General features: G+C 45.2%; 18 protein-coding genes and 1 riboswitch. Of the genes, 15 read left to right on the top strand and 3 right to left on the bottom strand.

The genetic code is table 11. The features are described from left to right. Nucleotides 1–64: 64 nt before the first annotated feature. The 3 genes from ftsA to lpxC all read left to right on the top strand — a co-directional run bounded on the left by ftsA (nt 65) and on the right by lpxC (nt 3,704). Entirely contained in the window at nt 65–1,327 is a 1,263-nt protein-coding gene (ftsA, locus tag BLP85_RS13030; RefSeq protein WP_092820532.1) for a cell division protein FtsA, read from the top strand. Nucleotides 1,328–1,486: 159 nt separating this feature from the next. Beyond that, a complete protein-coding gene (gene ftsZ / locus BLP85_RS13025) occupies nt 1,487–2,677 on the top strand; it encodes a cell division protein FtsZ (RefSeq protein WP_092820530.1) in 1,191 nt (396 codons plus the stop codon). Between the two features lie 124 nt (nt 2,678–2,801). Then, entirely contained in the window at nt 2,802–3,704 is a 903-nt protein-coding gene (gene lpxC / locus BLP85_RS13020) for a UDP-3-O-acyl-N-acetylglucosamine deacetylase (RefSeq protein WP_092820528.1), read from the top strand. A gap of 97 nt (nt 3,705–3,801) precedes the next feature. Here the strand turns inward: lpxC and BLP85_RS13015 are convergent, their stop codons facing one another. Continuing rightward, the gene (locus BLP85_RS13015; protein WP_092820526.1) at nt 3,802–4,242 is read right to left on the bottom strand and encodes a DUF721 domain-containing protein; all 441 of its coding nucleotides are present in this window, start codon (nt 4,240–4,242) and stop codon (nt 3,802–3,804) included. Between the two features lie 108 nt (nt 4,243–4,350). Between BLP85_RS13015 and BLP85_RS13010 the strand changes: the two genes are divergently transcribed. The 10 genes from BLP85_RS13010 (at nt 4,351) to recJ (ending at nt 18,010) form a co-directional block, all read left to right on the top strand. After that, on the top strand, nt 4,351–5,040 hold the full coding sequence (locus BLP85_RS13010) for a M23 family metallopeptidase (protein ID WP_092820524.1): 690 nt from the start codon (nt 4,351–4,353) through the stop codon (nt 5,038–5,040). Nucleotides 5,041–5,308: 268 nt separating this feature from the next. Continuing rightward, nucleotides 5,309–8,023: a pyruvate dehydrogenase (acetyl-transferring), homodimeric type gene (gene aceE / locus BLP85_RS13005; protein WP_092820522.1), complete on the top strand. Its 2,715-nt coding sequence runs from the start codon at nt 5,309–5,311 to the stop codon at nt 8,021–8,023. Between the two features lie 2 nt (nt 8,024–8,025). Then, the gene (locus BLP85_RS13000) at nt 8,026–10,059 is read left to right on the top strand and encodes a 2-oxo acid dehydrogenase subunit E2 (RefSeq protein ID WP_092820520.1); all 2,034 of its coding nucleotides are present in this window, start codon (nt 8,026–8,028) and stop codon (nt 10,057–10,059) included. 245 nt (nt 10,060–10,304) lie between these two features. Continuing rightward, a riboswitch (yybP-ykoY riboswitch) is annotated at nt 10,305–10,451 on the top strand. Nucleotides 10,452–10,524: 73 nt separating this feature from the next. Then, nucleotides 10,525–11,103, top strand: coding sequence for a TMEM165/GDT1 family protein (locus tag BLP85_RS12990; protein WP_092820518.1), 579 nt, complete (start codon nt 10,525–10,527; stop codon nt 11,101–11,103). 180 nt (nt 11,104–11,283) lie between these two features. Continuing rightward, entirely contained in the window at nt 11,284–12,081 is a 798-nt protein-coding gene (locus tag BLP85_RS12985) for an oxygen-binding di-iron domain-containing protein (RefSeq protein ID WP_092820552.1), read from the top strand. A gap of 97 nt (nt 12,082–12,178) precedes the next feature. Next, nucleotides 12,179–12,544 carry a YkgJ family cysteine cluster protein gene (locus BLP85_RS12980; RefSeq protein WP_092820516.1) on the top strand — a complete coding sequence of 122 codons (366 nt, stop codon included), beginning with the start codon at nt 12,179–12,181 and terminating at the stop codon, nt 12,542–12,544. Between the two features lie 173 nt (nt 12,545–12,717). Then, on the top strand, nt 12,718–14,184 hold the full coding sequence (guaB, locus tag BLP85_RS12975; protein ID WP_092820514.1) for an IMP dehydrogenase: 1,467 nt from the start codon (nt 12,718–12,720) through the stop codon (nt 14,182–14,184). A gap of 125 nt (nt 14,185–14,309) precedes the next feature. Beyond that, a complete protein-coding gene (glmM, locus tag BLP85_RS12970; protein WP_092820512.1) occupies nt 14,310–15,641 on the top strand; it encodes a phosphoglucosamine mutase in 1,332 nt (443 codons plus the stop codon). Nucleotides 15,642–15,650: 9 nt separating this feature from the next. Then, nucleotides 15,651–16,307: a pyridoxamine 5'-phosphate oxidase gene (gene pdxH, locus BLP85_RS12965; RefSeq protein WP_092820510.1), complete on the top strand. Its 657-nt coding sequence runs from the start codon at nt 15,651–15,653 to the stop codon at nt 16,305–16,307. Further along, nucleotides 16,307–18,010 carry a single-stranded-DNA-specific exonuclease RecJ gene (gene recJ, locus BLP85_RS12960; protein WP_092820508.1) on the top strand — a complete coding sequence of 568 codons (1,704 nt, stop codon included), beginning with the start codon at nt 16,307–16,309 and terminating at the stop codon, nt 18,008–18,010. Before pdxH ends, recJ begins: the two co-directional genes overlap by 1 nt. 42 nt (nt 18,011–18,052) lie before the next feature. On the opposite strand, the gene BLP85_RS12955 is transcribed toward recJ, so the two are convergent. Continuing rightward, on the bottom strand, nt 18,053–18,808 hold the full coding sequence (locus BLP85_RS12955; RefSeq protein WP_092820506.1) for a putative porin: 756 nt from the start codon (nt 18,806–18,808) through the stop codon (nt 18,053–18,055). 179 nt (nt 18,809–18,987) lie between these two features. Further along, nucleotides 18,988–19,776: a putative porin gene (locus tag BLP85_RS12950; protein WP_092820504.1), complete on the bottom strand. Its 789-nt coding sequence runs from the start codon at nt 19,774–19,776 to the stop codon at nt 18,988–18,990. A gap of 420 nt (nt 19,777–20,196) precedes the next feature. Here BLP85_RS12950 and prfB point away from each other — a divergent pair. Further along, nucleotides 20,197–21,292 (top strand): peptide chain release factor 2 gene (gene prfB, locus BLP85_RS12945; protein WP_131274184.1). Its coding sequence is split into 2 segments (ribosomal slippage): nt 20,197–20,268 and nt 20,270–21,292, totalling 1,095 coding nucleotides; the frame shifts between segments, so codons are not numbered across the junction. A gap of 232 nt (nt 21,293–21,524) precedes the next feature. Next, nucleotides 21,525–21,827, top strand: coding sequence for an ArsR/SmtB family transcription factor (locus tag BLP85_RS12940; RefSeq protein ID WP_092820500.1), 303 nt, complete (start codon nt 21,525–21,527; stop codon nt 21,825–21,827). Nucleotides 21,828–21,862: the final 35 nt, after the last annotated feature.

Genomic DNA, 21,862 nt, shown 5'->3' with positions numbered 1-21,862 from the left:
GCTTTATATAAAATAGAGGCTTAAGGCCATAAATTAACTAAACACGTAATGGTAGTAGTAGATAATGAATGAAGCTGTTCCCTCGGTTGTTGCGATTGACATTGGGACACACAAAGTTTCAGTTTTGATTGGTAAGGTACATGCGCCAGACAATATCCAAGTGATTGGGATGGCAACCGCTCGTAACCGAGGCATGAATAAAGGGAAAATTGTAAGTCTAGACAAGGTCATCACTGCAATTAAAAATGCCGTACAAGAAGCAGAAGATATGGCTGAATGCCGGGTGCATTCCGCCTGGATTTCCATTCCAAGCGCAGAATTAAAAAGTTTTTATGCTTCAGGCCGTACTCCGATTGAAAATAGCGACCATACAATTACAACAAGCGAAGTGGTTCGTGCACTCGAGTTGGCCAAAGCCAGTCATTTGACTTCAGACCATTATCTGGTGAGTGCTGTACCTTTAGGTTTTGAGTTGGATGATTCTGCTGAATGGGTGCAAAATCCGATTCGCATGTCTGCGCATAGTATGGTGGGGCATTATCAGCTCATGATGTTGCCGATCAGCACCATGCAGAATCTGGATCGTGCGCTGAAAGGGGCCAATATTGGCGTGGAGAAAATGGTGGTTTCCTGTCTGGCGACTGCTGAAGCCAGTTTGCTGAAAGATGAAAAAGAATATGGGGTATGCTTGGTTGATATCGGTGCGGGTACCACCAATATTGCCGTGTATCTGGATGGTCGCCTGGCATTGACACATACCTTGCAACGCGGAGGAGAGCATGTCACCCGTGATATTGCTGCCGTATTGCAAACCACCACCGAAGAAGCTGAACGGCTGAAACTGTTGTATGGCTGTGTTGACCTGAAAGTGGTCAAGCCTGACCATATGATTCAATTTCAGGGTATTGATGGTCCACAGACCATTAGCCGCATTGAACTGGCGGAAATCATTATTGCGCGTTATGAAGAAATTCTGACCCAGGTTCATCAAGAGTTACAGCGGAATGGGGCCATTCATGGTTTGTATCATGGTGTGGTTCTGACGGGTGATGCTAGTCAAATTGAAGGCATGGTGAATCTGGCGCGTCATATGTTGGGGGTGTCAGCGCATTTAGGCAATCCGCCCGTGCAAGTACATGCTGATGAACAGAATCAGGCCGCTTTACGTCGTTCACAGTATGCGACTGCTGCCGGCTTGTTGATGTTTAGCCAAAGTGATACGCAAGATACCATTGTAGAAGCGACAGACCCTGAAAAACTGAGTGTTTTTAAACGGGTCGGTCGGGCATGGTCAGCATTGAACAATCAGTTAAAATCGATATTTTAAGTGAAATTTATTGGGAATATTGTAAGGAAGTTGTACGTCTAACGGCTTGCACTTGACAAGCGTGTGGTTGGACAGCATCCTAAACTCAATTTTTATTAAGATCAAGGCAGTATACGGGCTTAAGTGACTGCCAATTACGAATTAGGAAATCCAAAGGTCATGGCCTCATTTGAATTTTTAGAAGATGATCAAAACGATAGCAACGGTCAAGCCCGTTTCACTGTATTTGGTGTTGGTGGTGCTGGTGGTAATGCCGTGCAACACATGCTTGAATCCGACATTCAAGGGGTAAAATTTGTCTGTGCCAATACCGACAAACAAGCTTTAGACCGTATGAATGCGCAATTCAAAATTCAATTAGGTGAACAAAGCACGCGTGGTCTGGGTGCAGGGGCAAATCCTCAAGTGGGCCAGACTGCTGCTGAAGAAAGCCGTGAACTGATTCGCCAACACCTGGAAGGTACTGACATGGTATTCGTTACCGCAGGTATGGGGGGCGGTACGGGTACAGGCGCTGCGCCAGTTGTGGCTGAAATTGCGAAAGAAATGGGTATTCTGACCGTAGGTGTGGTGACGACTCCGTTTAATTTTGAAGGCAAGCGTCGTCAACAGTCTGCTGAAAAAGGCATTGAGGCTCTGGAAGCGCATGTCGATTCACTGATTATTATTCCTAACCAGCGTTTGCTTAAAGTCTTCCGCGACATTTCAATGAAAGATGCGTACAAAAAAGCAGATGATGTGTTGTTAAATGCGGTACGCAGTATCTTTGATCTGGTTGTTCGTCCAGGTCATATCAACCTTGACTTTGCCGATTTGAAAACCGCCATGAGTACACGTGGCTATGCCATGATGGGTGTGGGTTCAGGTCGTGGTGAAACCCGTGCACGTCAGGCAGCTGAACAGGCTATTCGTAGTCCATTACTGGATAACGTCACCATTATGAATGCCAAAGGCATTTTAATTAACGTGACTGGTGGTGATGATGTGACCTTCGGTGAAATTGAAGAAATTACCGATGTCGTCAACCAGATTGTCGATCTGGATGAAGGTCAGGTGTTCTACGGTACAGTCTTTGATCCGGATGCGCGTGATGAAATCAGTGTTACTGTGATTGCAACCGGTTTGACCCGTAATTCCGCAGACTCGGCAGATACGGTAAAACGTCCAGCAGTGCAGTCTGCTACACGTCCAGTCAATCATACAGCACAAGCTGTCGTAGAAGATGATGATGTGCCAGCCATTCAACGTCAGCAAAATGAAGCGGCAACGGCACCTGCTCCTGCCGTTGGTTCATCACGTCCAACGCCAATGAGTATTCAAGATTACTTGAAAAATCAGCAACGTAAATAATGCTAAATTTGTGCAGACTGCACAAATTCAACAGAAAAGGTAGTCTTGCGACTACCTTTTTATTTTTTATCAATGGCTAAATATGCTAACGTATAGCGGTTTGATGAGCAGATGATAGAAAAACATGTTGAAACAACGTACCCTACAGCGTGTCGTGAAAGCGAGCGGTATTGGTCTTCATAGTGGGCAAAAAGTCTTAATTAACTTTGTGCCGCATCATGTGGATGGGGGTATTGTATTTCGACGTATCGATTTAGATCCGCCGGTAGATATTCCTGCAGATGCGATGCTGATTCAAGAAGCGTTCATGTGCTCTAATCTGGTTCAGGACAATGCCAAAGTCGGTACCATTGAGCATGTCATGAGTGCGATTGCCGGACTGGGAATTGATAACCTGATTATTGAAGTTTCGGCTTCAGAAGTTCCGATTATGGACGGTAGTGCGGGTCCATTTATCTATTTGCTCATGCAAGGCGGATTGCAAGAACAGGACGCACCGAAAAAATTTATAAGAATTTTAAAACATGTTGAAGCGTTAATTGATGATAAACGTGCAGTATTTCATCCTTATGACGGCTTCCAGCTCAACTTTACCATTGATTTTGATCATCCGGCATTTAAAAAAGAATATCAGTCCGCAACCATCGATTTTTCTACCGAAACCTTTGTTTACGAAGTCAGTGGAGCCCGTACTTTCGGTTTTATGAAAGATCTGGACTATCTAAAAGCCAACAATCTGGCCTTAGGCGCCAGCCTGGAAAATGCAATTGGTGTCGATGAAACCGGCGTGGTCAATGAAGAAGGGCTGCGCTTCTCGGACGAATTTGTACGTCATAAAATTCTGGATGCAGTCGGAGATTTATATCTCTTGGGACACCAGATTATTGCCAAATTTGATGGCTATAAGTCCGGACATGCCTTAAATAATCAATTATTACGCAATGTTAAAAGTGATCCAAGTAATTACGAAATTGTAACATTTGATGACATTAAACAGTGTCCAATTTCTTATGTAAGTGTGACATAAGTTATTGTCTTTTAATGTAAGTGTTATAATGTAACAAAACGAATTGTTAAGCAGTTCACATCTTTTATTTCTTAATTCAAAGATATGCCTGTATTGGTTACTTTTTATTTCTTGCCAAACGTAGCATAGCTTGGCTAAGCTTAGGGTCACTTACAAAGTCGGCAGCACCACGAAGTAAGTCTTGAGTATCTGGACTAAGGGATCGGGACAGAGATTGGGGTTTTGGAGGGGTTTGCGTCTGAATTCTTAATCGTACTTGCAATTTTTGTAAGTCTTTAAATTCAGGTAATTGTAACAATTGGGCGATATATTGCTTTTGAAGATAGGCAAGCTGGCTAATCATGGCTTGATTTGCACCCGTTATCGTCAAAATGCCATGTTGATAACAAACAACTTGCCATTGCTCTGGTTGGGGCAATATCGGTTGAATGAGTTTTGTAAGTTTCTGCCATGCAGCAACTTGTGTAGAGAGAAACGTAAAGTTTCCTGTTTTTAAGTGTTTTCTTGTTTGTTGAAAGACGTTCACTGGTTCCGACATACATTGTTCCTACATACTTGTGTCTTAATCTTACGCACTTCTTTTAGTGGATATCAAGGAAGAGATCACGCAAGGACATTGACTAAGAACAGTTAAAAGAGGTTTTTTATGCATACGCGACGTATTTTATTAGCGTTTTCATTGGCAGCTTCTGCCGCATCTGTAGCTTTTGCAGATTTAGTTGAATTAACTCCTAGCTCTAACAATGCATCGGAAGATCGCATTGAACAATTGACCCGTACTTTGGCGCAAGGTTCTTATGCAGAATCAAATGATATTGATCTTCCTGCTGAAACCAGAATGAATGTTCAATTGCGTGAAAAAACAATTGAATTAAACAATGAATCTTTAGCGAAAAAATATCGTTCAACCAGCTCAAAAACTTATTCTGGCAATGCTTACTCCTGGTTGGTGTCTCATCCTCTTCCAGACATGAAACGTGTGAGTTCCAACTTTGGTGGCCGTACCATGGGCGGTCGCGCTGAAAATCACTCCGGTCTGGATTTGTCTGCACCAAGCGGTACACCTATTTATGCCACTGGCCCTGGCGTAGTGACCAAATCAGGCTGGGGTACAGGGTATGGTCAATACGTAGAAATTAATCATGGCAACGGTTATTTGACCCGTTATGCACATGCATCACGTTTGATTGCCCGTGTTGGTGATCGCGTAGAAGCTGGTGAACATATTGCCAATGTGGGTTGCACGGGGCGTTGTACTGGTCCACATTTGCATTATGAAGTCGTGAAAGATGGACAACGCAAAAATCCATCAACTTATTTAGCAATGTTGCCATAAGTTGATAAATACAGATGTGTATATTCATTAAAGAGTAGCTCTAGGGCACTTAGAGCTTTCGAATATAATAGTATCATTCAAGAGAATAGTTATTGTATAAAAAACCGCCTTTATTGGCGGTTTTTTGTTTTATTGCGTAAAGAATGGTCAATGAGTATTTATTATCTAAATAATAGTGGTATTCCGTATTCAGCTGTAGCGATAACTGATGCTCTCCAAAGTATGGTACATATAGAGACTATAAATAAGCTCAAGGAATAGGTGAAATATGGCGTTTTATGGTGATACCGACGCGCAGGAAACCCAAGAATGGCAAGACGCATTTGACTCGGTTTTACAGCATATGGGTACTGAGCGTGCTGCATTTTTGTTAGAAAAACTCTATCAGCGCGCGATTGCCAAGCATGTTCCTATTCAGCGTCTAAATACTCCTTATCTCAATACCATTTCAGTTGAAGAAACCCCGGCTATGCCAGGCGACCAGGATATGGAGCGTCGTATCCGTGCCCTGATTCGCTGGAATGCCTTGGCAATGGTGTTACGTGCCAATAAAACCGGTGACGACCTGGGTGGTCACTTGGCCAGCTTTGCATCTTCTGCAACTTTATATGACGTTGGTTTTAACCACTTCTTCCGCGCCAATAGCGACCATTTTGGTGGCGACATGATCTATTACCAAGGTCACTGTGCGCCAGGGATTTATGCGCGTTCATTCTTGGAAGGCCGTTTGACTGAAGAGCAACTGAATAATTTCCGCCGTGAAGTCGGTGGCAATGGTTTGCCAAGTTATCCGCATCCTTACTTGATGCCGGATTATTGGCAGTTCCCGACCGTATCCATGGGTCTGGGTCCGATCATGTCGATCTACCAGGCGCATATTCAGAAATACCTGATGAACCGTAGCCTGATTAAAGAAGAAGACCGTAAGGTTTGGGCTTACCTCGGCGATGGTGAAATGGATGAACCGGAAAGCCTGGGTGCAATTTCTCTTGCCGGTCGTGAAAAGCTGGACAACCTGATTTGGGTGGTGAACTGTAACCTGCAACGTCTGGACGGTCCTGTTCGCGGTAACGGTAAAATCATTCAGGAGCTGGAATCCTTGTTCCGTGGTGCCGGCTGGCGCGTGATTAAAGTGGTGTGGGGACGTCATTGGGATCCGCTGCTTGCCAAAGATGAATCCGGTGCTTTAAAAGCCGTGATGGAAGAGGCGGTGGATGGAGATTACCAGCGTTATCAGGTGAAAGGTGGGGCGTATACCCGTGCACACTTCTTTGGCAAATATCCTGAAGCTGAAGAATTGGTGAAAAACCTAAGCGATGAAGATATTGATAATCTGAACCGCGGTGGACATGACCCGTACAAAGTGTTTGCAGCCTATGCCGCAGCAACCCAGGCCAATGGTCAGCCGACCGTCATTCTGGCAAAAACGGTTAAGGGTTATGGTCTGTCTGAAGAAATTGAAGCGGTCAACAAAACGCATCAAATCAAGAAAATGCAGCTTGAATCATTAAAGTATGTACGTAACCGTTTCAACCTGCCATTTACCGATGAACAGCTTGAAGAAGTTCCGTTCTACCGTCCAAGTGAGAACTCGCCTGAAATTAAATATATGAAGGCACGTCGTGAAGCGTTGGGCGGTTATTTACCAGCGCGTCGTAAAGAAAGTGAATCATTGGCGATTCCTGATCTGTCTGTCTTTGATGCCGTATTAAAAGGTTCAAATGGCAAACAGCAATCAACGACGATGGTGATGGTGCGTTTAATCTCGGCACTTCTAAAAGAAAAAGCAATTAAAGACCGCGTTGTGCCAATCGTACCGGATGAAGCCCGTACCTTTGGTTTAGAAGGCATGTTCCGTCAGCTCGGTATTTATGCTGCTCATGGTCAGAAATATACGCCTGAAGACCAAGAACAGCTGATGAACTATCGTGAAGCCAAAGATGGTCACATGTTGCAGGAAGGGATTAATGAAGCCGGTGCGATGAGTGCATGGGCAGCCTTGGCGACCAGTTATTCAACCAATAACCTGCCAATGATTCCAATGTACATGTACTACTCGATGTTCGGTTTCCAGCGTATTGGTGACATTGCCTGGGCAGCCGGTGACGCTCAGGCACAAGGTTTCTTGCTGGGTGCAACCGCGGGCCGTACCACATTGAACGGTGAAGGCTTGCAACATCAGGATGGTCATTCGCATATTCTGGCCAATACCATTCCGAACTGTGTGTCTTATGACCCATGTTTCGGTTATGAACTGGCGGTCATCGTACACGATGGCTTGCAACGCATGTATGTCAATCAGGAACGCGTGTTCTATTACCTGACCGTCATGAACGAAAACTATGAGCATCCGGAAATGCCGCAAGGCGTGGAAGAAGGCATCAAGCGCGGTATGTATCTGCTTGAACAGGATGAAAAAGCCACGGTTCAGCTGATGGGTTCAGGTGTGATTCTTCGGGAAGTGATTAAAGCAGCGAAAATCTTGCGTGATGAATACCAGATTCACTCGAACGTGTGGAGTGTCACCAGCTTCAACGAACTGGCACGTGATGGCATGGCATGTGAAGAATACAACCGCCTGCATCCATTGGCTGAAGAGGCGAAGGAATCCTGGGTGTCACAACAACTGCGTGAAACAGACGGTATTGTGGTTTCTGCAACCGATCATATGCGTGCATACAGCGAACAGATCCGTGCCTATCTTCCAGACAACCGCCCATTCGTAGCCTTGGGCACCGATGGTTACGGCCGTTCAGATACCCGTGGCAATTTGCGTAGTTACTTCGGTGTGGATGCCGCGCACATTGTCGTGGCAACCTTGAAGAAACTGGCCGATGAAGGCGAAGTGGATGCGCGTCTGGTGAAAGATGCCATCTCCAGCTTCGAACTTGATACCGATCGTCCAGTCGCTTGGGCACCTCAAGCACACCCTGAAGTTCAGGCGGTTGCGGACTATAAAGAACAATCAGGTGAGGAGAACTAAGCATGCAAATCAAAACACCTGATATTGGAGTTGATAAAGCCATCGTTGCTGAAATTTTGGTGAAAGTGGGCGATAGCGTCGCGGTAGATGACAGCCTGGTTTTGCTGGAATCCGATAAAGCCTCTGTTGAAGTGCCAAGCACTTCGGCAGGGATTGTGAAAAGTATTACGGTTGCAGTAGGCGATGTGGTTTCAGAAGGTTCGGTACTGATTGAACTGGAAGCTGAGGAAGGTTCAACCGGCGCGACTGAAGTTCAAGAAGCAGACGCTTCACAAAAGACTTCGGAAAACACGCCGACCTCGCTGCCTGATCAGGAAATTATGCAGGAACTGGCATCCCATCAACCCGCAGCTGCAGCAGCGAAGAATCCGGCCGGCAGCGCTTCAGTGGTTGAGGTACAAGTCCCTGACATTGGGGTAGAAAAAGCCCTGGTCGGCGAAATTCTGGTCCAGGTAGGTGATGAAATCACTGTCGATCAAAGCATTGTGGTGGTGGAATCCGATAAAGCCACGGTTGAAGTGCCAAGTACCGTTGCTGGTACAGTTGAGAGCGTTGAAGTTCAGGCAGGCGACACGGTCAAAGAAGGTGTGGTTCTGCTCAAGGTGAAAACAGCATCTTCAGCTGCTGAAGCAGCGCCAAGTACGGTTTCTACAACGACACCTGCTACAGAAACCGCTGCTGTGAATGCGCCAAAAACAGAAACATCAGTTCAGGCACCTGTAGCTTCTGTACCAGGCGGAGAGGTTGAAATTGCTGTGCCTGATCTGGGTGTAGACAAAGCTGTAGTGGCGGAAATTTTAGTTCAAGTCGGTGACACGGTCGAGGCGGATCAAAGCATTATTGTGGTTGAGTCCGATAAAGCCACGGTTGAAGTGCCAAGCTCATCGGCAGGGGTGATTAAAGCCATTCACGTACAAATGGGGCAAAATGTCTCACAAGGTATGGCTCTGGTAAGCATCGAAGCGAAAAGGCAGGCAGCTGCTGTAGTTCAGCCAGCCAAAGTTGAAGCTGCTCCTGCAGCCAAGGCAGCACCTGCTCCGGCAGCAGCGCCACAAGCGGCTACCTCTGTAGAACAAGCACCAGTCCAATCGGCCGATAAGCTGAGCAAGGAGCAGAATGCTGCCAATGCCAAAGTCTATGCAGGTCCTGCGGTACGTAAGCTGGCGCGTGAGTTGGGCGTGGTCTTGGCTGAAGTCAAAGCTTCGGGTGCCCATGATCGCTTGATGAAAGAAGATGTGTTTGCCTATGTGAAAACACGCTTAACTGCACCTCAAGCTGCACCGGTAGCGCAGACTGTAGCGCAAGTTCCTGGTTTGCCTGCATTGCCAGATTTCTCGGCATTTGGTGGTGGTGAAGTGAAAGCCATGACCCGCCTGCAACAGGTTTCTGTGCCGCAGTTGTCGTTGAATAATTACATTCCACAGGTAACCCAGTTTGACCTGGCAGATATTACCGAACTTGAAGCATGGCGCGGCGATCTCAAAGCCAAGTTTAAACAAGAGGGTATTAGCCTGACGATTCTGGCTTTCATTGCCAAAGCAGTCGCGCATCTGTTGAAGGAAGAGCCGTATTTTGCCGGCCATTTAGCGGATGACCAGAAATCGGTATTGTTGCGTAATGAAATCCATATGGGCATTGCTGTGGCAACACCAGACGGTTTGACTGTGCCGGTACTGCGTAATCCAGATCAAAAATCAATCAAGCAAATTGCAGTTGAACTGGGTGAACTGAGCAAGAAAGCACGTGACAAGAAATTGTCACCGAAAGATTTGCAAGGTGCGAACTTCACCATTACCAGCCTGGGTTCAATTGGCGGTACCGCATTCACTCCATTGGTGAACTGGCCTCAGGTGGCAATTTTGGGTATTTCGCCAGCCACCATGCAACCGGTCTGGAATGGTACAGGTTTTGATCCTAAGCTGATGCTGCCGCTGTCATTGTCTTATGACCACCGTGTGATTAATGGCGCAGATGCAGCACGCTTTACCCATAAGCTGACCAAACTGTTGTCGGATATTCGTAGCCTGTTGCTCTAATTTCAGTTGATACTCACTAAAACCCTGCTTCGGCAGGGTTTTTTTATGAAAGGCGTGGGTAGATTGAGAAACGCACAGGCTTGTTCCTATGACAGGGATAAGACAGTGAATACAGCCGCGTAAAATACTGCTTGGCTTAAAATGATTTCTGATGTAATTTTTGCCATGGATAACGAGGTTGATTGTTATCCTGAAATGATATTTTTAAAGGCATTTGAAAATTTTTATCTTTCAGCTTAAAATGCATGCACTTCATTGGGGAGTAGCCGCTTTTTACGCAAGGTAAAAAGGTGATGGTCAACATAATTGTTCCACAGAACATGGTCATCATAGCAAGGAACCAAATGATCTTTTTGATCATGATTTTCTTTTTGTTGGCAAGACCTTTGATTTACCACTCTGCTCAATTTGGCTAGCAGGAGGGGTGAGTCACAGGTTTTATTATGCTAGCCAGAGAAATACATCATGCTTTCAGCCTTCCTGATTTCTTTAGCTGTTGTTGCCTTGTCCGAAATGGGTGACAAAACTCAATTGCTGGCTTTGCTGCTGGCCGCGCGTTTCCGTAAACCTGTCCCAATTCTGATCGCAATTTTCCTGGCGACCGTGGTCAACCATGGTGTTTCCGCTGTCCTGGGGCAATGGATTACAACCGTTCTGAGCCCGACCGTATTGTTATGGATTGTTTCCCTTGGATTTATTGCGATGGCGGCCTGGATGCTGATTCCAGATGAACTGGATGATGAAACTGAAAGCATTAATAAATGGCAAAAATATGGCGTTTTTGGTGCCACGTTTGTTTTGTTCTTTCTGGCAGAAATTGGTGATAAAACCCAGATTGCTACCGTGGCACTTGCCGCGCGCTTTGACAGTATTGGCTGGGTAACACTGGGAACCACGCTGGGCATTATGCTGGTCAATGCTCCTGCAGTCTTTATTGGCAACAAACTGGCGGAAAAACTCCCGATTTCACTGATTCATAAAATTGGCGCACTTGTGTTTTTAGTGATTGGTGTGGCAGCACTGGTTCAGCATTATTTCTTTTAAATTTGAATAGCGTTAAAAAATCCTGGCATTTTTGTCGGGATTTTTTATTGTGAAATACCGCACAATTTGCTGATAAATCTACCAATATTCAGGTGTTATTTTGTTGTAAATTCCCATGAATCCCTATATGTTGAGAGGAATTAAAAAGTTAGTTTAAAAACGATATTTTGGGGAATGGGTATGGCGTTTGATCGCACCACATCACAGGTACTATTTGATAATGGTACGCATAAATGTATTAGTTTTACCAGTTTAGTGAAAGGTGAAGGTGTACAGGCAAACCAGTTTCTAATCCTGGACAATGAACGTGCTGCAGTGCTGGATCCAGGGGGCGACTTGACCTATGTTCCATTGACGATGGAACTGAACAAATATACCCGTCTAACCAATCTTGATTATGTCATGGCCTCCCATCAGGACCCCGACATTATTACCTCTATGCCACGCTGGCTGGTCTACACCGAGGCCAAGGTGGTGGCATCAAAATTATGGGCGCGTTTCTTGCCGCACTTGAACTCGGCTTTCATGAGTGACCGGATGAAAGGGAACTGGCTGGATCGTCTGGTCGAGTTGCCTGACCATGGTCAGGTGATTCCATTGGGTGAATCAAGCATTATTGCCGTGCCGGCACATTTCCTGCACTCGGTTGGTAATTTCCAGTTTTATGACCCGATTGCCAAAATTCTGTTTTCTGGCGATATGGGCGCATCCATGGTTGAGGATGCATCTAAACCGCTGGAGAATTTTGCTGCGCATATCCCGAAGATGAAAGGCTTCCATCAGCGTTATATGTGTTGCAATAAAGTGATCCGTCTTTGGGTACAAATGGTTCGTACCATGGACGTGGAAATGATTGTGCCACAGCATGGCACGCCATTTATTGGCAAAGAGCAGATCAATCAATTTTTGGACTGGATTGAAACCTTGGAATGCGGTGTCGATTTAATGGATGAAACTGTATTCACCTGTCCTGAATAGTTCAAAAAAAATCAAAATTTTTCTTGAGTGAAAAAACAACATTTTTTATATTTTCTATCCCAAAAAAACTTTTTTTGATGACGAGAATCTATAAGAAATGTTGTCTCAAGTACCCACACAGGATGCCTGTTTAAGCTGTGGCGCATGTTGCGCCTATTTCCGCGTCTCATTCTATTGGGCAGAAGGCATTCATATGCCCGAGCACTTTACTGAGCCGGTAACAGCAGTGTATTCATGTATGGTGGGAACCAATCAAAAAAATCCACGTTGCATTGCACTCGAAGGGGAAATAGGCAAGCAGGTGAGCTGTGGCATGTATGAGGCACGCAGTTCCTCATGTAAAGAAGTGCAGATTGCCGATGAACAATGCAACAAGGCAAGACGGGCGCATCACATGATTCCCTTTGTGCCGCTTGAATCTTTTGAGTCGACCAATGATGAAGATTTTGATCAGGTCTGTTAATCGAGTATTTGCCCAAATTTAAATATTCATGCAGTAAAATCACTGTTTTTAAATAAAAAAGTTGGCCAATATCCAGCAATGTAAATTTATTTTGCATTGCTGTTTGAAATTAGCATGAATAAAACTGTTTTTTTTGTTTATAATAGCGCACGGAAATTACCAGTGAGACTGTTATGTTGACCATCGTTCAAGAAGCTCTAACCTTCGATGATGTCTTATTACTCCCTGCCTACTCAACTGTTCTCCCAAAAGATGTCTCCTTAAAGACACGCCTCACTCGTGGCATTAACCTGAATATTCCTCTTGTGTCAGCCGCTATGGATACGGTGACTGAATCCCGTATGGCGATTGCGATGGCACAAAATGGCGGTATCGGTATCTTGCACAAAAACATGGATATCGCTGCGCAAGCTGCAGAAGTACGCCGTGTGAAAAAATTTGAAGCAGGTATGGTGAAAGATCCTATCACCGTAACGCCGGAAACAACGGTTCGTGAACTGATTGCAATTACCCAAGCCAACAACATCAGCGGTGTGCCTGTTGTTAAAGATGGCAAAGTAGTCGGTATTGTGACAGGTCGTGACACGCGTTTCGAAACCAACCTGGAACAACCTGTCAGCAACATCATGACCGGTCAAGACCGTCTGGTGACTGTTCGCGAAAACGAATCCAAAGAAAATATCCAGGCCCTTCTGCAAAAAAACCGTATTGAAAAAGTACTGGTTGTGGGTGACAACAACGAACTGAAAGGTTTGATTACGGTCACTGATTTCCGTAAAGCGGAACTTTATCCAAACAGCTGTAAAGATGACCTTGGCCGTCTACGTGTGGGTGCGGCAGTCGGTACTGGCGCAGAAACACCAAGCCGTGTTGAAGCACTGGTTGAAGCGGGTGTGGACGCCATTGTTGTCGATACAGCCCATGGTCACTCTGCTGGCGTGATTGAACGCGTACGCTGGGTAAAAGCCAACTATCCGCAAGTTCAGGTGATTGGCGGTAACATTGCCACTGGTGATGCGGCGCTTGCCCTTCTTGATGCAGGTGCGGATGCGGTGAAAGTGGGTATTGGTCCTGGTTCGATCTGTACCACGCGTATTGTTGCCGGTATCGGTATGCCGCAAATCTCTGCGATCGACAGTGTTGCCAATGCATTGAAAGACCAGATTCCTTTAATTGCTGACGGTGGTATCCGCTTCTCTGGCGATATGGCGAAGGCAATTGGCGCCGGAGCAAGCACCATCATGGTTGGTTCATTGATGGCCGGTACTGAAGAAGCACCGGGTGAGGTTGAATTCTTCCAGGGCCGTTATTACAAGGCTTACCGTGGTATGGGTTCATTGGGCGCAATGGCGGGTGCAACAGGTTCTGCTGACCGTTATTTCCAAGACTCTAAAGCCGGTCAGGAAAAACTCGTACCGGAAGGTATTGAAGGCCGCGTACCTTATAAAGGTCCTATGGGCAATATCGTTCATCAAATGATGGGCGGCCTGCGTTCTTCTATGGGCTATACCGGTTCTGCGACTGTGAATGATCTTCGTCAAAATGCCAAGTTTGTGAAAATTACCGCAGCAGGTATGTCTGAATCGCACGTACATGACGTGACCATTACCAAAGAAGCACCGAACTACCGTGTTGGTTAATTTTTAGTAATCAAAGTCAGGAAAAGCCGTCATTTATATGACGGCTTTTTTGATTTTGGTGTAAAGTAATTAGGACTAAAATTGGATGATCAATCCCATCTACATGTATAAGAAGTGAGCAAAGAATGAGTTATTTTGGAACAGATGGAATTCGTGGAAAGTTTGGGGAACTTCCGATTACACCTGAATTTGCCCTGAAATTGGGTTTTGCTGCAGGTAAAGTTTTAAAACAATTCAGTAATAAGAAAAAACCGATTGTTGTGTTGGGTAAAGATACGCGTTTATCGGGCTATATTTTAGAATCTGCATTACAGGCGGGCTTAAATGCGGCGGGTGTATATGTGCATTTGCTTGGTCCTTTACCGACACCTGCCATTGCCCATTTAACCCGTGCTTTACACGCCAGCTTGGGCATTGTGATCTCGGCTTCGCACAATCCTTATTTTGATAATGGTATCAAGTTCTTCTCTAGCGAAGGCAAGAAACTGCCGGATGAATTACAGGATGCGATCAATAAAGAGCTTGAAAACGAACTTAAAATTGAAGATACCGCAAACCTGGGTAAAAGTGTGCGGGTGAAAGATGCCAATGGCCGTTACATTGAATTCTGTAAATCGACTTTCCCTTACCATTTTGACCTGAGTAACCTGAAAATTGTGGTGGACTGTGCCAATGGCGCTGCCTATAACGTGGGACCCTCGGTGTTTAAGGAACTGGGCGCCAAAGTTGTAGCGCTTTATAACGAACCGGATGGCTTAAACATCAATCAGGACTGTGGTTCAACCCATCCGGAAAACCTGCAAAAGGCCGTGCTTGAACATCAGGCGGATGTGGGTATTGCCTTTGATGGTGATGCAGACCGCGTGATTATGGTGGATAAAAACGGTCAGCAAATTACTGGTGACCATATCCTGTACATTTTGGCCACTCAGGGCAAGCACAAGCCGGCGGGCATTGTCGGTACGGTCATGAGCAATATGGCCCTTGAATTGGCCTTGGAAAAAGCCCAGGTTCCATTTGTCCGTGCCAGCGTGGGTGACCGTTACGTTCTGCAAGCCCTGGACGAAAAAGGTTGGGTGATTGGTGGTGAACCATCAGGCCATATTCTGACTTTAGACAAGAGTACGACAGGTGATGCCATTATTGCCGCATTGCAGGTATTAACCGTGATGGTCGAGCAGCAAAAAGCCCTGCATGAACTGGTTGAAGGTTTTACCTTATTGCCGAATGTATTGGTTAATGTCCGTCTGGCGGAAATGTTTGATCCGTATGCTGTACCTGCATTGGTGGCTGAATTTGATCAGGCTACAGCACAACTGAAAGGTCGGGGCCGTTTACTGATCCGTAAATCGGGAACGGAACCTGTGATTCGCGTGATGGTAGAAGGTGACAATCTTCAGGAAGTCACCGATTTGGCCAATCATCTTGCAGACAGTGTACGTTCTAACGCAGCTTAAGGGGACAATATGAATGATCTGATTAAGGACTTAAGCGAACTGCGCTTGAGTTACCAAAAAGGGGAATTGCATGAAACTCAGGTGGTTGAAAACCCGCATGAGCAATTCTTGAACTGGTTTAACCATGCCTTAGAAGCAAAACTGCATGAACCCTATGCCATGTCGCTAGCAACTGCGAGTGCACAAGGCCGTCCGCATGTGCGTACCCTATTATTACGTGGCGCGACTGAAGCAGGTTATGATTTTTATACCAATTACGACAGTCAAAAAGGCCTGGATCTGGCAGACAATCCCTATGCCGAACTGCTGTTCTATTGGCCTGAGCAAGAACGCCAGATTCGTGTCGGTGGCCGCGTTGAAAAAATCTCGTTAGAGGAATCAACCGATTATTATCATAAACGACCGCGCGACAGCCAGATTGCAGCGCATATCAGTACGCCGCAAAGCGGTGTGATTGCCAGTCGTGAAGAACTGCAAACCCGTTTTCAGGCTTTGCAAGACCAGGTGGCAGAAAAAGCGGAATTGGCAAAACCTGAATTCTGGGGCGGCTATCGCCTGCAACCGGATTATTATGAATTTTGGCAAGGTCGTCCTAACCGTTTACATGACCGCTTGTGTTATGAAAGAATCGACGGTAAGTGGAACCTACAACGACTCATGCCTTAATGCCAAAAACACTGATTCAGCAAAGACCGTTTATTACACGCCCTGAAAACTTTCAGGGCGTGTCGCCGTTTATTGCGCAAATTTTAGCGCGCCGTGGTGTGCAATCGGAACAAGAACTTGAACTGAAATTGAAGCATCTTTTAGCGCCAAGCATGAAGGGTCTGCAGCAAGCGATTCAGCTGATGGACTTAGCCATTGATCAGCAAAAGAAAATCGTGGTTGTAGGCGATTATGATGCTGATGGTGCCACCAGCACCGCATTGATGATTTTAGCCTTGCGGGATATGGGCGCGAATGTCGCGTATCTGGTGCCGGACCGTTTTAAATATGGTTATGGACTGACGCCTGCAATTGCCGACCTGGCTTTTGCCAATTTCACGCCTGACCTTTTGATTACGGTGGATAATGGCATTTCCAGTCATGCCGGGGTGGAACAGGCGCAAGCACATGGCATGCAGGTGATTATTACCGATCACCACCTGACCACTAAAGAAACGCCTAAAGCGGAAGCCGTGGTCAATCCGAACCAGTTAGGCTGTGAATTTCCCAGCAAGGCTTTGGCGGGGGTGGGTGTGGCATTTTACCTGCTCGCCAATTTGTCCAGTTATCGCGGCCAATTAGGCAAATCGACTTCTAAGATTACCCAGTATCTTGATCTGGTGGCTTTAGGCACCTATGCCGATGTGGCCAGCCTGGATTATAACAACCGGATTCTGGTCGATGCCGGGGTCAAGCGCATACGGCAAAATCAGTGCCGTGCAGGGATTAGTGCATTGCTGGATATTGCCGGACGAGATCCAGCCTCCTTAAAGGCTCAAGATCTGGGTTTTGTATTAGGTCCGCGTATCAATGCAGCCGGACGCATGGAAACCATGGACATAGGTATTGAATGTCTGCTGGCTGCCGATCTGCAAACTGCTTATCCCTTGGCACAACAGTTAAATCAGTTAAACACTGAGCGCCGTCAGGTCGAGACCCAGATGAAGCAGGAAGCTTTGTCTGAGCTTACTCAGCTGGAGCTGGATCAAGAACATTTACCAGCTGCGCTCATTTTGTTTGAGCCGCATTGGCATCAGGGCGTGATTGGGATTGTGGCCGGCCGCTTAAAAGAACAGTTTCATCGCCCCAGTATTGTTTTTGCCGCAGATGAAGATGGCATACATATTAAAGGCTCCGCCCGCTCTATAGATGGCGTGCATATACGTGATGCAATTGAAATGATTGCCGAGCAGCATCCCCATTTGGTCAGCCATTTTGGCGGACATGCCGCCGCTGCCGGTTTGACCATTCAGAAACAGCATTTTGATGAATTTAAGCAGGCCTTTGAAGCTTTAATCTCAAATATGGATGAGTCCCTGTTTCATGCCACTTTATGGACCGATGGTGAATTACCAACAGAAAATTTTCACATTGAAACCGTCGATTTTCTGCAAAATTTAACCCCTTGGGGACAAAAATTCCCATCGCCGATTTTTGAGGGAGTATTCAAGGTTCTGGATTATCGCTGGCTGAAAGACATGCATTTAAAGTTGCGTCTGGCTTTGCAAAATGGTCAGATTGTAGAAGCCATCGCCTTTAATGCGCGAAACAAGTTTGAATTTGATGCTATGCAAGACCATGTACGACTGGTCTATGAAATTGATAAGAATGAATTTAATGGCAATGTCAGTTTACAGCTGCGCGTGATTCATCTGGAACAATAAAAAACCGCTCGGTTGAGCGGTTTGTGTTGATCACTTTAAAAATCAGAAGCGATATGCACCACGTACAGCAAAGACATTGCCAGCATCGGCAAAGTGAATAGAACCTTCCAGGCTAACTTGTTGATTCAGGAATTTTTTTGCACGAATGCTAAATACGTTGCTATCTTTTACATCGCTGTCGGCAAAACCGAGACCTAGGCTGAAGGTATTATCCAGATACACGTCGGTGCCTAAAGTATAGGCATCAAGATCGCCAAAATTTGCGCCTGCTTCAAAATTCATATCGTACTGACCGACCCGAGTCACATATTTGGCACGCACAGTGGGGTCAATAGCATCATCTATATCATTGTCATAGCCGGCAAGACCAACGGCAAGCAATAAGCCTGGCACCGGTAAATAGCCTAATTCTGCTGAATAAAGCGTGGTATCAAAATCCTCAAAGCCTTCAGTTTCTTCACTCATCTGCCCCAGATTTCCGCTGATATAGAAATCGGAATTGGGAACAAAGTATTCAATGCCGGCATTCAAGGTCGTATTTTCATACAGATCATAATCAATATAAGAAAAGGCTGCATTCAGATTACTGGCACGGTTTAAGAATGCCGCTTCATTGTAGGGATCATTTTTAAGGCGCACTGAATTAAAGTAGTAAGTCCCATCCACGCCAAAACCGGTAGACGTATCCCCATTATCTGGATCTACAATCGCAATTGTGCCTCCCAGTTCAGCCTGATAGGCATGAGCAGTTCCCAAACTGGCAAGTAACGCTGTAGTGAGAGCAATTTTTTTAAGCATTTAGAGTTTTCCCCTGGTGATTAAAGCTATTTAATATCGTTTTATTTTATAGTTGTAACAAATTGTATGTTAAATAATCGCACAGTCAATCTGCATTTTCTATTTAAATCCTTTATTTAAGGCCAAAAAAATGGCCCATCCGAAGATGAGCCATTTGATGAAAAGGGATTAAGGTGTGCTTAGAAGCGGTATTTAGCAGCTACACCAAATGAGTTGTAGTCGTTGTTACCGACTTCACCGAAACCAACTCGACCTTCAAGGCTGACTTGTTGGTTAAAGAATTTACGCGCATTAACGCCAAATTCATTTTGATCAGTTAAGTCGTTGTTGTAGTAATCCGCACCAACACTTAATGATTTGTCAATGAAGTAATCTGCTGCAAGATTGAACTCGTCTAGATCACCAAATGATGCACCTGCTTCAAGGTTGATGTCTTTACCATTACTAAGCTGAGTCACGTATTTGGCACGAAGAGTTGGATCTACACCGTCATCATTGTCATTGTCATAACCTTTTACACCAGCAGCAATTAACAGGCCTGGTGCTGGAAGGTAGCCGACTTCGGCAGAATAATAAGTGGTATCGAAGTCATATTTTTGACCCAATACATCACGGTATTCAGTGTTGTTACGGCTTACATCACCACCCAGATAGAAATCTGAGTTTGGAACGTAGAATTCAGCACCGACACCATACGTGTTGTCATCTACATCACCACGGTCAGCAAATGTTGCGTGCGCATTGACGTTGCTGGCACGGTCAAGGAATGCTGCTTCTGCAAGTGGCGCATTACGAGTTTGAACGGGGTTAAAGTAATAAGTACCATCTACACCGAAAGCACTACCTGAACTGCCGTTATCTGGATCAATATAAGATGCTGCTGCACCGACTTCGGCCTGGTAGGCATTGGCTGTACCTGTGACTGCTAGAGCAGAAAGAAGTGCTGAAGCAATGGCTAATTTTTTCATGGATACTACCCCTCAAATTTCGGTTAAAAATAATACATTTTTTGTTACAACTTTTAGTCTAGACCAAAACAAAAACAGGTCAATCCATTGAAAGTTACAGAAATGTTTCTAAGGTAATATTGTGTAATTAATATTAAATAAATATTTGAAAATTATAAAAATATTTAAATGTTTTATTTTATTAAAATTGTGGAGTTTTTATGGATTTATACGGTTTTTAAATAAAAAACCAAGTATTTTGTAACATAAAAATGATTTGAATCTTAAAAATGCTCTCTCAAATAAGGGTTTTGGATGAGCTGTTTTTTATTCACTATTTGCTCAATTGTTATTGAATTAAAGTGCTTTAAAACTCCCTCTATGCTCTGTGCTATAATTGACGGCTATTTAAGCCTAATATTCTGATTGAGAGTAATTCACGTGGAAATTAATCCTTATCTAAACCAATTAAAAGACTTAAACGACCGTGGTCTGACATTACGGGGGTATCTTTGACTACGATCTGAAAAAAGAGCGTTTAGAAGAGGTTCTGCGTGAACTGGAAGATCCGGCGATCTGGAATGACCAAAGCCGTGCCCAAGCCATGGCCAAAGAAAAAGGCGAGCTTGAGAATGTACTGAATGTACTGGATGGCTTAGCCACTCAGCTTGAAGATGCCCAAGCCATGCTTGACCTTGCTGTAGAAGCAGACGAAGAAGCCATGCTTGAGGATGTGCAGGCTGAACTTGATGTTGCAGAAGCGGAACTGGCAAAACTTGAGTTCCGCCGTATGTTCAGTAACCCGATGGACCCGAATCCATGTTATGTGGAAATTCAGGCCGGTTCGGGGGGTACGGAAGCACAGGACTGGGCTTCAATGCTGCTTCGTATGTACTTGCGCTGGATTGAACGTCATGGCTTTAAAGCTGAAGTGATGGAAGAGTCTGACGGTGATGTGGCCGGAATTAAGTCGGCGACCATTCGCGTAGAAGGCGAGTATGCCTATGGCTGGCTGCGTACCGAATCCGGTGTACACCGTTTAGTGCGTAAATCGCCATTTGACTCGGGTAACCGTCGTCATACCTCATTCTCTGCAGTGTTTGTATCCCCTGAGATTGACGACAATATCGAGATCGAGATTAATCCGGCAGACGTGCGTACCGATACCTATCGTGCATCGGGTGCCGGTGGTCAGCACATTAACAAAACCGACTCTGCGGTGCGTTTAACCCATGCACCAACCGGTATTGTGGTGGCGTGTCAGAACCAGCGTTCGCAACATGCCAACCGTGACCATGCCTGGAAACAGTTACGTGCCAAACTCTATGAGTTAGAGATGAGCAAGCGTAATGAAGCGGCTCAAGCCCTTGAAGACTCGAAGTCGGATATTGGGTGGGGTAGCCAGATTCGTTCATATGTACTGGATGACTCACGTATTAAAGACTTGCGTACCGGTGTGGAAAATTCCAACACAGGTGCGGTACTGGATGGTGATCTGGATAAATTTATTGAAGCCAGCTTGAAACAGGGCCTATAAGTTTATTGCGTGAAAAAGCAGAGGCGGGTCCTCTGCTTTTTTAGCTTTAGCATTTGTCGATCGGCAGGATGAATGCCCCTGACCAGACAATGCTAGAATGATCTGGATTTGGATAAAATGACAGCAATTTACAAAATGACTCATAATATCTAAAATTTTCGATATTAATATCGTATAAATTCGATATAATGATTTTTGCGAAGGTGCTGATCATGAACATGAGTGAAATGAGATGGACACAGAAGCGATTTATAAAGCCTTAGCCAACCCGATTCGACGCCAGATTCTGCAATGTTTAAAAGAACCTAAGCGTTTCATTTCCACAGAAGAATGTGGAGATGATTTTAGTCGTGGCGTATGTGCAGGGCATATCGAAAAAATCGCGGATATTTCCCAATCAACCATGTCCAATCATTTATCAGTGTTGCAACAGGCAGGACTGATTCAAGTGACCAAATATGGGCAATGGTCTTATTTTTCTCGTAATGAAGCACTGATTCAGGAATTTTTACAACATTTACAGCATGGGCTTTAGACTCGAATTGGTCTAAGCCAGCTGTAAGAGGATGG

It is taken from the genome of Acinetobacter kookii (assembly GCF_900096895.1).
GTDB classification, from domain to species: domain Bacteria; phylum Pseudomonadota; class Gammaproteobacteria; order Pseudomonadales; family Moraxellaceae; genus Acinetobacter; species Acinetobacter kookii.
Note: the sequence above shows the minus strand (reverse complement) of the source record. Positions and strands in the feature narration are given on the sequence as shown.